Origin of the sequence: Thermanaeromonas toyohensis ToBE, assembly GCF_900176005.1 — a bacterium.
Lineage (GTDB): Bacteria > Bacillota > DSM-521 > Neomoorellales > Neomoorellaceae > Thermanaeromonas > Thermanaeromonas toyohensis.
Genome location: NZ_LT838272.1, coordinates 1,988,522 through 2,001,367 on the forward strand (window position 1 = coordinate 1,988,522; position 12,846 = coordinate 2,001,367).

Annotated in this window: 17 protein-coding genes; all 17 read right to left on the minus strand. The window is 50.3% G+C overall.

All coding sequences use genetic code 11. The features are described from left to right. Positions 1-10: 10 nt before the first annotated feature. Positions 11-1,585: a baseplate J/gp47 family protein gene (locus tag B9A14_RS10270; RefSeq protein WP_084665609.1), complete on the minus strand. Its 1,575-nt coding sequence runs from the start codon at positions 1,583-1,585 to the stop codon at positions 11-13. Beyond that, positions 1,585-1,992 (minus strand): DUF2634 domain-containing protein, encoded by a 408-nt coding sequence (locus B9A14_RS10275; protein WP_231967697.1) that lies wholly within the window; start codon positions 1,990-1,992, stop codon positions 1,585-1,587. Before B9A14_RS10275 ends, B9A14_RS10270 begins: the two co-directional genes overlap by 1 nt. A gap of 43 nt (positions 1,993-2,035) precedes the next feature. Continuing rightward, a complete protein-coding gene (locus B9A14_RS10280) occupies positions 2,036-2,452 on the minus strand; it encodes a hypothetical protein (RefSeq protein ID WP_084665611.1) in 417 nt (138 codons plus the stop codon). Beyond that, positions 2,445-3,515, minus strand: coding sequence for an XkdQ/YqbQ family protein (locus B9A14_RS10285; protein WP_084665612.1), 1,071 nt, complete (start codon positions 3,513-3,515; stop codon positions 2,445-2,447). Before B9A14_RS10285 ends, B9A14_RS10280 begins: the two co-directional genes overlap by 8 nt. After that, positions 3,512-4,051 carry a LysM peptidoglycan-binding domain-containing protein gene (locus tag B9A14_RS10290; protein WP_084665613.1) on the minus strand — a complete coding sequence of 180 codons (540 nt, stop codon included), beginning with the start codon at positions 4,049-4,051 and terminating at the stop codon, positions 3,512-3,514. The genes B9A14_RS10285 and B9A14_RS10290 overlap by 4 nt, the downstream gene beginning before the upstream one ends. Before the next feature lie 123 nt (positions 4,052-4,174). Further along, positions 4,175-4,813, minus strand: coding sequence for a hypothetical protein (locus B9A14_RS10295; RefSeq protein WP_084665614.1), 639 nt, complete (start codon positions 4,811-4,813; stop codon positions 4,175-4,177). A gap of 67 nt (positions 4,814-4,880) precedes the next feature. Then, entirely contained in the window at positions 4,881-6,716 is a 1,836-nt protein-coding gene (locus B9A14_RS10300) for a tape measure protein (RefSeq protein ID WP_084665615.1), read from the minus strand. A gap of 177 nt (positions 6,717-6,893) precedes the next feature. Continuing rightward, the gene (locus B9A14_RS10305; RefSeq protein ID WP_084665616.1) at positions 6,894-7,283 is read right to left on the minus strand and encodes a phage tail assembly chaperone; all 390 of its coding nucleotides are present in this window, start codon (positions 7,281-7,283) and stop codon (positions 6,894-6,896) included. Positions 7,284-7,300: 17 nt separating this feature from the next. Beyond that, positions 7,301-7,729, minus strand: coding sequence for a phage tail tube protein (locus tag B9A14_RS10310; protein ID WP_084665617.1), 429 nt, complete (start codon positions 7,727-7,729; stop codon positions 7,301-7,303). Positions 7,730-7,744: 15 nt separating this feature from the next. Beyond that, on the minus strand, positions 7,745-9,214 hold the full coding sequence (locus tag B9A14_RS10315) for a phage tail sheath subtilisin-like domain-containing protein (RefSeq protein ID WP_084665618.1): 1,470 nt from the start codon (positions 9,212-9,214) through the stop codon (positions 7,745-7,747). Beyond that, positions 9,214-9,399 (minus strand): YqzN/YkzM domain-containing protein, encoded by a 186-nt coding sequence (locus B9A14_RS10320; RefSeq protein ID WP_084665619.1) that lies wholly within the window; start codon positions 9,397-9,399, stop codon positions 9,214-9,216. Before B9A14_RS10320 ends, B9A14_RS10315 begins: the two co-directional genes overlap by 1 nt. Positions 9,400-9,415: 16 nt before the next feature. Further along, positions 9,416-9,904, minus strand: coding sequence for a hypothetical protein (locus B9A14_RS10325; RefSeq protein WP_157109920.1), 489 nt, complete (start codon positions 9,902-9,904; stop codon positions 9,416-9,418). After that, positions 9,905-10,396: an HK97-gp10 family putative phage morphogenesis protein gene (locus B9A14_RS10330; protein WP_084665621.1), complete on the minus strand. Its 492-nt coding sequence runs from the start codon at positions 10,394-10,396 to the stop codon at positions 9,905-9,907. After that, positions 10,393-10,983, minus strand: a complete 591-nt coding sequence (locus B9A14_RS10335) for a hypothetical protein (protein WP_084665622.1) — start codon at positions 10,981-10,983, stop codon at positions 10,393-10,395. Before B9A14_RS10335 ends, B9A14_RS10330 begins: the two co-directional genes overlap by 4 nt. A gap of 7 nt (positions 10,984-10,990) precedes the next feature. Beyond that, positions 10,991-11,188 (minus strand): hypothetical protein, encoded by a 198-nt coding sequence (locus B9A14_RS10340; protein WP_084665623.1) that lies wholly within the window; start codon positions 11,186-11,188, stop codon positions 10,991-10,993. A gap of 16 nt (positions 11,189-11,204) precedes the next feature. Then, on the minus strand, positions 11,205-11,603 hold the full coding sequence (locus B9A14_RS10345) for a hypothetical protein (protein WP_084665624.1): 399 nt from the start codon (positions 11,601-11,603) through the stop codon (positions 11,205-11,207). Positions 11,604-11,677: 74 nt separating this feature from the next. Beyond that, entirely contained in the window at positions 11,678-12,838 is a 1,161-nt protein-coding gene (locus B9A14_RS10350; protein WP_084665625.1) for a phage major capsid protein, read from the minus strand. Between the last annotated feature and the right edge of the window lie 8 nt (positions 12,839-12,846).

Sequence of the window (12,846 nt, forward strand, 5' to 3'; positions counted from 1 at the left end):
AATCATCCTCCTACGTCAGGGTCACAGTTCCGAGAACAGCCACTTCCTGCGGGCCAATAGCTATGTTGGACGTACCGCCGTTCACGAGTAAGTTTGAGTAGTCTAATACGCCAGGAGTGTCGAGGATTACCGTTCCTATCCTGGCATAGCGCACGTCGTTATCATCTGCAAAAGCCAGACTGCGGATATATGATTTCAGGTTTTCCACCACTGCACTCTTAACGCTGTCGGCATTATAGCCTGGAGCTATCGTAAGCGTAGCCGAAATGTTTATCAGTACCGCCGTGGCTGGTTCTACAGTCACTCTTGCCCCAATAGGAGCCTTACCCTCGCCGGTGTCCTTAGAAAAAGTACTGCGGTAAACCGCTCGATCCACCCAAACTATTGTCGTGGTATCCGTGGTAAGGCGGGTTATTCGCAGTTCTAATTGATCTTGGCCGTTCCAGTAGAACTCTACAATTTTGTCATCGAAGGCAGTAGCTAAGTCACTGGCCTTAAGAGTTATCACGGCGTCTATTGTTCCACCTGGTCTGGTCTTCGCCCAGGCCGCTGCTGAGACGTTCCATATTCCCACCTGAAGGAGATCCGCTGTTCCAGCATTATTGTCCACCTTTATTCGTACCCGGGCCTGCCAGATGCCGGGCTGTTGGAGGAGAGTGTGCAAACTAGAGTGCGTAATAGTCCCGGGCCCGGAAGCGTCATAGACCATTTTTACGCTGTCGCCGGTGTCGTCGGTCAGCGTAGTATCTATGCTGGTACCGTAGCCGCCCAGGGTCATGTTTTCTGCTTCGATTTCGTTCACCCAGGGCGGGGCTATATAATTCTGGACTGCGTCCACCAAGGCCTGGTCGGCCGGTTCTTTATTCGTGTTTATAACCGCTATGCTCACTGTACCAGGGCCGTCCCGTACCGGTACTACTGAAACACCTCCCACTCCTGTTACCTCCATAGCCCAGTTCACGTAATCGGCCTTATTTCCTCCAGCTGATGGAGACCGCACCCGCTGCAGAAAGCGAGCCAGGAGTGAAGCATCATCCTCCTGGTCTAAGCCTCCTGAGGTAGCGGAAGGGTTAGTTACTGCCGAAACCCCGCTTACTGGTGTGACCAAAATGCTAATAGCGCCAGCTGCTACGTTGCCAGAAGCGCCAGCTTTTACTGCCTCTATAGGCGCATATCCCGTTCCAGTACTGTCCAGTGTAACTGAGGCCGTGGTGACAAATTCTATCGAAGGAGTTCCAGTAGTCGGATCTGCCGGTGTAGCTACTCTAGTTCCAGCCGGAACCACTGTTCCCGCCAGGCCAGTAAACTTTACTTGCCCGGTGGCCTTTACCGCTGGCTTCCGTGTAATCCCATGTTCTTCACAGCGCAAGTCTAGGTACTGGCCGAAGGTAGTAGAAGCAAAACCCCGCCGCAAAACCTCCTGGGCCCAGATAGCTGCTTGAGCTAACTCCATAGCAGCCGGAGCTAATGCATCCCAGAGGTAAGATCCTTCTGCCTTGTCCAGATCCGCCGGGAGACTATCCAGCATCCGCTTGAGGATATTTTCCTCCGTTTGCTCTGTAAGGTACTCTGGCAAGGTAGCCATCAGCCTATCACCACGCTTCCGCTAATCTGTCCTATTTCTCCTCTCACGTTCGATACTTCACAGGTAAAATAGACTGCACCATTGTCCCAGGTAAATGTAAAATTTTTAACCCCAGCTGTTCTGGGGTCTACCTTGAGCGTTTCCTCGGTTATCCTTTTTATCTCGCTCTCAATCGCTGCCCGTGTTAGACCCTTGCCTATAAGCTCCTCATATTCTTGACCGTAATTGCGGCTGTAAACTAAATACTTATAACGAGCCGTCCTTAATGCCTTGCTGCACCACTCCAGCCAGGCCTCTACATCCTGGGTTTCTGTCACTTTACCATTGGGAGTAAGGACAAATTCGCCAGCCTCGAAATCAAATTTAAACGAGCGGCCAAACCGCACGGCAGTTTTATCTCTGCTCAAAAGCGGATCTGGCGTTGATTCTAACTGTTGTGTAGGGAAAAGATTAGGCACCAGCCATCACCCTCGCTATAACTATTGCCTCTTGGCCCCTGTTTATAGGGACTACTAATACCCGCTCACCAGGCTTAAGACCGGCTTTAAGATTGACCCGCACATCCTTTATTTGAGCTGCCCGGAAGTCGTACCTGGTAAGCTGGGACGTAGAAGCCCCGGCTAATGGGTTGCCCTGCTCGTCGACAGGGCTGGTAGCTGTTCCTATGAGCGAGAATGCTGGCAAATGTAACTGCACCAACCAATCTGCCACGTAATAATGCTGGATTTCATGCTTGAAATTATCCAGCTTCAACCCGGTAGCCGTAATTGTGCCGAGTTCGCAGGGTAGCCCGGAAATAACCCTAGCTGTACGCTCAGATATGCGCATATCAATAAGGGAGGCCAGTTGCTTAAAGGGGTCAGTCATAATAGTACCGCCTCCGAACGTAATCTTCGCTGGCAAGTTCTAAAGTCATGTGCCCTGGAGAGCCCAAGTCATGTTTAACGCTTGTGACTAATAACTCCCACCCATCTAAGCTTACCTTATCCCCTGCTCGAATGGTATTTATATCAATTGCAGTAACAGTTAGCGTTTCTTGCATACCAGTTAGTGCTTTTCTGGCCGCTTCTATGGCTTGAGCTACTGTTTCTATTTTGCTGTCCTGGATTACCTTCTGCAGAGTACCGTATTTATCATTTTCCCCGTACTCTATAGCCAGCACTGGAGACGGGAGATCTTCTCTATCCTCTTCACTCCCGTACAATCGGCCTATCTCTTCTAGGGTCATACCGCTAGTATCTATTTCCGTTCTCGCCTTTTTTGCTGTCCCCAAAACCTTAACTGCGGTTACTGTTCCCTCCAGTGTCCGTCGTTGTACTAGACTTTCCACATTCTGACCACTCTCCAGCACCCATACCGTCTCATTGCTACCAAGCTGCACCAGTTCCAGTCCGTAAGGCGTCATACGTGGCCGATAAAGGCCTCCCCCTTTGGTGGCTGTTTCTTTGAGATCAGCCATCATCATCGAGTAAATTGACTGCGCCCGGTAAACGGCCCTTACTAAGGGTATCCCAGTATCCGCAATATTCCCAAGCGGTATGTTCCAGTCCGCAGCGTAACGCTCAATCCGCTGGCTTGCCGTCTGGCCTGCCGGGAGAATATATTCGTCTTCACTTTTTGCCAGGTATATCGTTTTATCGTAAATCGTTACCGTAATATGTTTTTGACCATGGCTTTCGCTTTCTACTTCCCATACCACACCCGGATGCAGAAGATATACCATCTCAGTACCACCAAATGGGATACCGGACACTCTTATCTCCTGGCCTGGTGTTATCCCAGGGAAGTCGGGTGTTACTACCAGCCTGACCGTTGCCCGGTATGCTATTTCGTCCAAGCTTTCCTCCAGCGTTATGCTCTCTACCAGGTCCCGAAGAAAATACTTGTTGTCAAGTACCACCTCATACCGGCTTAGCCCGGGATTAATCATACTGGCATCACCAGCTTCATGCCTGGATAAATCAAATTGGGATCCGGGCCTATCGTCTCCTTGTTGGCCTCATATATTTCCCTCCACCTGGCCCCGCTGCCTAGCTCCAGCTTGGCTATCTTCCAGAGACTGTCGCCAGGTCTGACTTCGTACACTTTGGGTACTGGCTTCAGATCCGGTCTGACCTCCATTGCAAAACTAGCCGCTGGAGTAGTGACTTCAGCCGCCGTCCTTACCTTCACTTCACGCCAGGTTCTCAAGGTCAGGTCAAAGTAAACATCTCCGGGTTCACCGCCCTTAAATGTGGTAACATGAGCCGTTACCAATACTGGCACGTTGATAATGGTATCGGTTATAAGAAAACGCACTGGCTTTCTACTCATAGTCCAGGCCGTGAGCTGATTCATGGCCTCTTGTGGATCTGGCAAGTCAGGGTAACGGCAGTATCCTGGGTCGTAGTGCTTGGGGAAAAAAGAAGAGAAGCTGATTTCTTTCAGCTTCTCTCCTGTAGGAAAATCCACTTCTCCGAGGTTCATGATGTTCACTGTTTCGTACTGTTTTTCCCTACGGATAGTAACTTCGCTAGGGTTAACCGGTAAGTGTAATACTGGCCCAGCTGGGTCAATTAAAAAAAATCCATAAGATCACCAGCCTCGTGTTTAATCGGGGTTTAACTCCATAGCCAAAGGCAGCCCATTTTTATCATCCACTTCTGCCCTATATAACTTAACCTTATCGTTTGACAAAATCACTCTAGCTATAAAAACGGCTAGTCTCTTTCCTTCTTCATCGTGATAAATAGGCGTTTTAACAACTGCCCATCGCTGTTTCCCATCAGAGTATACCTGGACATCGGATATCAAATCATACCAGGAAGTCTTATACTTTGGATTGCCATTGCCGCCAAAGTTTTCATAAAGATACTGCTTTAGCGCCTCGGTACTTTCCTTGTCTGCTGTTACACTCCCTCGCACATTTTCCAGGCTTTGTCTTTGTTGCTCTAGAGAGCCTGAGTTAACTCTTGTCTCTTGGCTTCCATTCGATATAGCGCTCTCGCTAGCTTGTTGCGGTGATGCTATATTACCAGATTTTGCAGCTTGGCTCTTTTGGGACTGTCCTGCAACTATCAACATCAGGCCTATTAATCCTAAAGCTAATAGCCCATAATATGTTTTTCTCCTTTCTTCTTCAGTAACACGTTTTGTTCTTATCTTTAGCCAGCCACGTCCTTCCGCAAAAATGTACGCCCCGAAACACATCGCAAAAAGGATAAGCCATATACCCCACCAAGTTGCCATATAGAAGCCCCCTCTAAATTTAGATTACAGAGGGAAACTTCTATGAGCCTTCCCAAAATCCTGCTACTTACCCACTATTTTCTAATACCCTCTTTATTCTAGCTACAATTTGTCTACCAATCTGTAGAGCCAATTCATCGGTATTAATCTCGGCACTAGTCAAATTAACTGTTATTCCGCCCACCGATACATTAACATTGCTACCTGCACTAACTACCCCTGGTAAACCCACGATCCCACCATAAGCGTAAGGTTTGACCCCTAAAAATCTCCCTGCTTCTTCCCATAAAGCTAGCGCCCTTCTTCGATGTCGTCCAGAGAGAGGAATGATAACTTCTGGACCTTCTTCCCCTACAACGGCTATATGTGGCGTACGCACAAGTGCACCCTTTGCATATCCTGCGGGCCATTCAGCTTCTGGATATAAAACTTCAGGAGGCTCCCCAAACAACTTGGAGGCAAAATACGTTAAAATTCCGGCTCCACCGCCAATAAGCCCTCCCAATCCAGTACCTATACCAGGAACTATACTGCCTATAGCAGCCCCGCCCAGCGCTCCCATAATCAACGCACCAAAGGGACTACTTTTAAGCCTATTCCCGAACTCGGCTAATATACCAGTAGCTATCTTACTTCCTATCTTAACTGCCGCCTCACTAATACGCGGTGCCATTATTTCTAAGCCCCTAGCAATAATTTCCACCATCATTTGTCCGGCAGTACTCAACAGCTGGCCACCTGGGCCCGCCAACCACTCATTAAGCTTGGCTGTGGCCTCATCCAAAACAAACTTGAGCTTGCCCCAAAAATCGAGCTGCCTAAAAGTTTCATCACTTGCCAGTCGTTCAAGCCAAGAATAGAAGTTACTAAAGCTATTGATAATCCAATTGCCAAGAGTAGTGCCTACTTGCATAAGAGCCCCCTGCACTCTCTTGAGCCCGCTTTCATTCTGCGTTAGCATATCGACGAACCGCTGCATTGCTGGCACTACTGCTTGGCGTAAACCCTCTCCAAAGGCCCAGAAAAATTTTAGGTTCGCGTAATCTTTCAGGGTGGACAGCAGTCCGAAAAGTGAGCGCGACTGCTTCTCCATCATGTTAGGGAACCGCTCTTCCATTCCTTTAACTAGCGCTTCTATAGCCTGTTCTGCGGGGATCAGCCCTTTTTCCGACAGCTTCATAGCTTGGGCAGTAGTAACGCCCATAGCTTTCGCCAGAATATCCCAAGCCGGAACTCCTGCTTCTGTAAGCTGCATCATTTCTTCAGCGGATACTTTAGCCTTGGCCTTCATCTGCCCTAAAGCGATAATAATCCTGTTAATCCCTTCAGCCCCAAGTCCCAGCCCAGCAGCAGCATTACCTGCTGCATTAAGCATCGGAATTATCTTCTCTGCACCAAAACCGAAGGCCAGCAATCTTCGGGAAGCTTCTAAAAGCTGAGGCATTTCAAAGGGAGTTTTTGCAGCAAAATCTGCTAGGTTCCCGATAAACTCCTGGGCTTTCTCACTGCTGCCGAGCAAGGTTTCCATAGCAATATTAGCCTGTTCTATCTCGCCAGCAAGCTTTAAAGGGTATCCAATAAGACCGGCAAAACCGGCTCCAGCTCCTAGTAGGGCCAGCGGCGAAGTGAGCAAGTCTACAGTCTTTTTAACTGGGGCCATTACCCGGTCAACTGCACGAAACATTATGGTGTGAACTCCGCTGAGCCTATTGAGCTTATCCCCTATCGTCCTTAATGGACCGCTTACCCTATCTACCAGCTTAGCGGTCATTACGATGTTTTTGTGCCGCTCCATCTGCTGGACTACCTGGTCTACCCTCTTTTTAGTAGCCGCCATCGCATTTCTTAACTGCTCATCGTCCGCCCTGATGACTACTACGACCTCTCCTGCTTGTTCAGCCATTAGGTTATCACCCTCTTTCCAGGCTCTTCCTAATCTTCTCCTCTTGCTCTAATTCCAATTCGACAGCCGCTAGTAGAAACAACTGTTCTATTCTTGACAGATTACTAAAGTCCGAAGGCTTTACTCCGTGCCTAACGAAAAGGTGGTATAGCAGGGCGGCAAAACCGCCGCCCTTAATCAGTTTTTTACATCTTCAAGCGACGTGTTAAAGCCGCTGAGATCCAGAACTACATCTGCTAAAGCCGAGAGTTCTCCTGCCAGCAATATGCGCTTTAAGACCTCCTCGGGGCCGGACGCTTTATACTTAGCTAGCAACCTCGGATCTGCCCAGTTGGGTGTAACTGTAGCCGCAGCTATAAGGGAGCAATAGAACTTCTCATTATCCAGTTCAGTGACTACCTGGCCCCGCTGAACATACCTTTCCGTACATTGCTCACGTATCATCGATACCTGCTTGCTAGTAAGACCTCGCAAGGTAACCGGTATGCCCAGCCTAGCTAGCTTTACTGTCTTTTCTGGTACCACATCAGCATTAAGCAGGCGCTGGAGGATTTCTTCTTCTGTCATGCCTTGTTAAACCTCCTTTACGGCGCCACTATCGGGTCTAGAAGTTCCGGCTCACCGTCATAGACAAATTCCCATTCTTCTTCCACCACTTCGCCGGTCCTCCAGTTAGCGAGCTGGTTGCGGTTAAATTTAACCTGGGGTACTCGTATGCGCTCCATCCCATAGCTTTCCGGGTCGGCCAGCTTGCTTATTATCTCAAAGGTTCGGGTTGGATTGTCCAGCAAGGCTTTTATCAAATCACTGGTAACCTTAAATCCTGCTATCGTGCCGCTACCTTTAACGCCTACCATCTTATGCTTTGTTCTCCTGTCGCCGGAAAGTTTCAGCTCGGCGAAGTCATACTCGTCCCTTATTTCGCACCTAGTGAAGTTAGTAAGCCACCTACCGTCAAGGTATACGGCACCGTACGTGCCGTTAATAACCCTGCTAGCATCTATTCCGGCCATCTAGCCACCCCTCCCTCACTTAACAATAAACGTACCGAGAATAATCTCCATGGCATCAGTGAGCCTAGCCTGCCACTTTAGGTAGACCTGGTCCGGAGCAGGCGTATAAATCGCGTTTGGCCCGTAGTAGTCCGGATCCAAGTAAACATCCCAGCCAGTCGGTTCTATCACTCCACCCTGCGCCAGCGTCTGCATATATTGCTTACACGCACCCACCAGGGCCAGCCTGCCCTCTTCAGTATTGTTTACCTTTCCAATATAGGCATCTTCGGCAGTGCGGACCAGATCCATATTAATAGCGTCCATAACCCTTATGGCTCGAATCTTCTTCCATACTTCACTCTGCCCCTGGCGTAGAGTAACTAGGCTGTTTATCCCTCGTAAGGCCTTTACCTGGCGGCCATCATGGAAGAGTAAAAATACGCCGTTCTTTACCGCAGTTTCCATCTCTGACTTAGTCCAGCGCCTGGTAACATCATCGAAGGGAGTTACCACATACGTAGGCGATTCGCTTAACTTCTGCCCTGCGATAAGCCCAGCTACGTAAGCCGCTATTTGAGCTGAACTATAGCTTACTCCATCGAGAACGGCTCCCACACCTACGTTTACAACTCCCTCATGGTTCCAACTGGCGCTCCTGTTGACAGCTCTACTTACCGCATCCGAGGCCGTATCGTCGGCGTTGGAACCGCCCATTACTGCAATTATTCCCTTGCCCTCGCTCCTCACCCTGGAGACCCAGGAAACAACACTGGATTGAATACTGGCATCGGTAAGACCGTCAAGCGTAAGCAGATTAAATTCCTGAGTTTCAAAAGCCGTTAAAGCGTTGGTATAGTCTGCCGCTGCAATGGCCGCAATTCCTGAGTTACCTCCGGCCATCGCCACGCCGGAGACATCAGCTAGAGTACCGTTGCCATCAGCTAGCTTGGTAGCTACAATCCACTTATTGCCAGTATCGTTGTTGATTGCGTTTACTGCCGCATCAATGGTACCGCTGGTAAAAGTAAAGGTTCTAAGGAGCGTAGTCCCTTCGTAAAGCAGGATATCCTTCTTAGTGCTGTCTACGGGGTTGACCCGCACGGTCACCTTGAAGTTGTTGCCCCTGGCACCGGGATATTTTGCATCAAGCCGCAGTACTGCTACAGGAGTGGCCGAGGTATCGTTCAGAGTTACAGTAGCTGCCGCAGCGTTAGCGTCCGCTATGCGATAGGCCAGAACCTTCTTTGCTCCACCTAAGAGTGCCAGGCGTAGGGTGGTATAAGCAGTAGCTCCGCCTGATTCATCTGCAGTGTAAACATCAATTATACCTGCTTCACTTGTTATCTCCACGAATTGCCGCACTGGGCCCCAATGCGCCTTAACCGGAGCTATAACTACTCCTCGTGCCCCGGCTCGTATAGAAGCCAAAGCCGCCGAGACAAAGTTGATGTACAACCCTGGAAGCACGGGTACTTCAGTAGGGCTCCAAGTACCTCCTGCCATTAGCTAACCCTCCTTTCAAGGAAAGCCTTTATAAGCTGCCTCATTTCGTCTATAGTAAACTCTTTCCGGTCATTCCCATATAGGGCTCCCGCTAAGACCTCCGGTTTCACGCCAAAGAGGACTTCAGCGTTAGATATTAACTCCTCTCGGGAATATTTGGGATTAGTTTCTGTTGCCTTAGGCATCACCGTTCACTCTCCCCTACTCAAGCGTTCCAGTAGTATGCACACCGGCAATCAGCGGCTCTGCCTGGCTCAATTTAGTAGCCAACACATTGATAGCGCCAACTTTCCATACCGATATGTTTAGCGTGTGTCCGATGTACTGAATATCTCCGGTAGAAATAACGGGCTCCCCAGCTTCTACCGCTAGCCCGTGGCAGAGCCCTCCCAAGTCAGCCTTATTCCGTAACGCCGCTAAAATAGAAGGGACCAGACTTTTCATCTGGTCCCACGATCTCTGCACAGTCTTTGTGTCCAGCGGCCAGACCACTGTGGCCTTCCACTTGAGCGTTATCCTGCCAATTTCGTTGTTTAGTAGCCGCTGGTCGAACCCATCATACACAAGAAAAACCGCTGGCAGATCCCGGCCCACTTCGTTAACGGGGTAATTCACCACTCTCTTGATCCCCGTTACCCCGGCCAAGATCTGCGCCAATGCACCTTCTATCTCCTGAATCATGGTAGCCACCTACTTTTTCAGTTCAGCCCGCCTAACATAATACGCCAGCACCTTCGCTATCCTCGGTTTCACTTCTTCTAGGGCATCACGCAAGTACCTGCGCGGGGCCGTACCCCTCTTGGCAATCTTCGCTCGTACCAGAAAAGTTACCCGGTCGACCTCTTTGTTTGCCTTCTTCCCCCGGCCAGTGATGCCAAACTTACCCCTGTTCCTCCATACCCATTCCCGGATGGGCTCTACAGGCGGCCAGTGAGGTCTGGTACCAAATTCGACATAAGGAGCATAATGCAAATTGCTACCGACCTTTTCTGTAAGGCCTTCCCTTTGCGCCGTTATGCTGCGCCTTAATGCTCCTGTATCCGTTGGGGCTTTCCGCTTGGCCCTTCTCTCTATCTGCCCGCCTATGTCTTCCAAACCTTTCTCCAACTGCTCCGTAATGGCATCTACCATAGCCTTAAACATTTCTTCCGGGTTTACCTGGACCAAGACCCTGATATTCATACCGCGCTCACCCACACCTTTTTATATTTCTCCAGCAGCGCCTTGACTTGGGCCGGTATATCTTCAGGCCTTACCCAGTAGCCACGCTCCAGAAGAAGATTAGTCAGGTTAGCTGGGCCAGTATTCCATACCGCATCGCACCAGAGCAGGGCTGCCTGCTTGATATCCCACGGTACAGCATCAACCGTTCCAGCATACCCAGCCTTATAGGTAATGCTGACCCCCTGTGGCTTGCTGGAAAACCGGCCATACGCCTTACGGATATACCCCTCCTGGGGATAAAGGTAATAGTCCACATCCTGCGCTAAGGTCCTACCTTCTTCCAACAGCTGGACAACTTCAACTACCGGCCTATAGCGCAGAAAAATGATTTCCTCCCCGCCGTCAAGTTTTTCCGCAACCTCTTTGATAATCACCGGCCCGCCGATATAGGTTTCTATCGCACTGCTGACGCCGTTAATTATTCGGCATAGAACGTCTAACTCCTCGTCGGTGTGGGCCCCGGTAGAAGTATCTTTGAAGACAAATTGCTGGGCCTCAATCTCTGTAACCACAGCATTAGGCGCTGGCGTAACAGTACGGGCCATGGTCTATCTACCTGCCCCTCTTTGCCTTCGCTTCCTTTACCGCCCTGTCCTGGGGCGGTTCCTTCACCGCTTCTGCCAATACCTCCGGCTTATAAAGTTCGGCAGTACCCTTACGTATAAGGTCATTGGCAACTTCATCGTCAAATCCAGCTACTTCTCCGGCGTTGTATGGTGGGTATCCGCGTAAAAATCTTATAACCACCAAGCTATTTCACCGTCCTTTATACCGGCTGCTTCACTGCATCGCCCAGAATCCAAGTGGCACCTATCTCCACCGTGGGACTTGTACCACCAGTAAAAGCAACCGCGGCTACGCACCTGGTATACCTTGCTCGGTTTATTAGCGGGAGATTGTATTCCGCTCTAGAATCATTTGCTAGGTTAGCGATATGCGGCCCTCCAGGTACATCAACCCAGGTAGTGCCATCAGCAGACTCTTGCACCGTTATATCCACGTCAACAGCCGTAGGAGCTCCTGCAGCAGCTCCGGTTTCCACCACTAACACTGCATAGTTATAGCCGTCACGATTTACCGTCAATCCAGTTATCGTACCCGCTGCTGCTGCCTGCGGGGCTATGGCCTTTTCCGTCTTAATAGCTTCACCGAGCACTCCAGGCATTTCAGCTCCTCCTTTCGACTAATTGAGTAAGCAGGAGGGGCCGGGACTCATGCCGACCCCTCTAATCAATCAGACTACGCGCCCCAAGTGACTGCCTGGATCACCGCAAAGCTCTTCTCGTGCCGCAAAGCAAAGTCATGCCGTGCGATAGCCCGTATCACGGTCTGGTCCGTCGAGAAGGCAGATACCAGGTTGGTGCCATCGAAGTAAGCAGCCTCGGTGGAAACGTCAATGAGAAGCTCTTCGTTTTCACCAATCACTGCATCCATGAAGTCACCGAAGTAAATCTCAGTTTCGTTCCCGTTTACGCCCAGGTTCTCCGGTATCTGCGTAGTTACGAAGTACGGATATCCGAGGACCTTGCCCTGGATCATTTCATCACGGAACACAAACTTGCCAGCGCTATCGCGCAGCGTCATCAAGTAGTACTCCGTCCTAGGTGAGAAGACCCAGGCGCAGCGCACCATACGGGAGTTAGAGGCACGCACCAACCGCACGGCCTTGCCAAGATCAGCAATAGGATCGGTACCAGCATTAAACTTATTCGCCGCATCGGTCCAGTAGAGAATGCCCTTCGGCTTGTTGTTGGTACCGTCATCCCGCAGGAAGGCCAGGTCTTCCCGTAGGGCCATGGCATTTACCAAGTCATCCCGGACAACTGCATCAGCCTTGGGGTTGGAATCCCGGATTAAGTCGTTGCTGATGGGCACCAGCGCTGCCAGCTTCTTAGCAGTAAGAGTGAGCTGGGCAAAGCTGGGCTGGGTTGCCGGAATGTTGGTGTTCTCACCGATATAGTTTGCCTGAGCACCGCTCGCCAGCTTGGGCACGTTGAGCACGTTGCTGGTCATGGGCAGCACCCTGGCCCCGGCCTTCCTTACCACAGCTTGTGCGTAGAGGAGTTCAATTATCTCCCGGCTAAACTCCGGCGGCACCAGGTAGCCACCGCTAGAGCCAGTGCCCTCCGAAAGAGCTTTTGCTACTACGGAATCCTTGTAGACGTTCTCGGCGATATAAGCAGCCTGGCGAGGATCGCCTTTAGCAGCGGCTAAAGCCCGCACCGCACGGGCCAAACGGATACCCTTCTCAGGCTTGATAGGCTGCTCGTCTTCATAAGAAAATACTCGCAACACTCGCCGTTCGGTAACCTCTTTAAGCGGGGCAACAGCCTTTTCTACGGCTTCCTTCACAGCAACCTCAATGGTCTCCTTTATTTCAGGGGTCAAAACAGTGCTCATTCTACTCC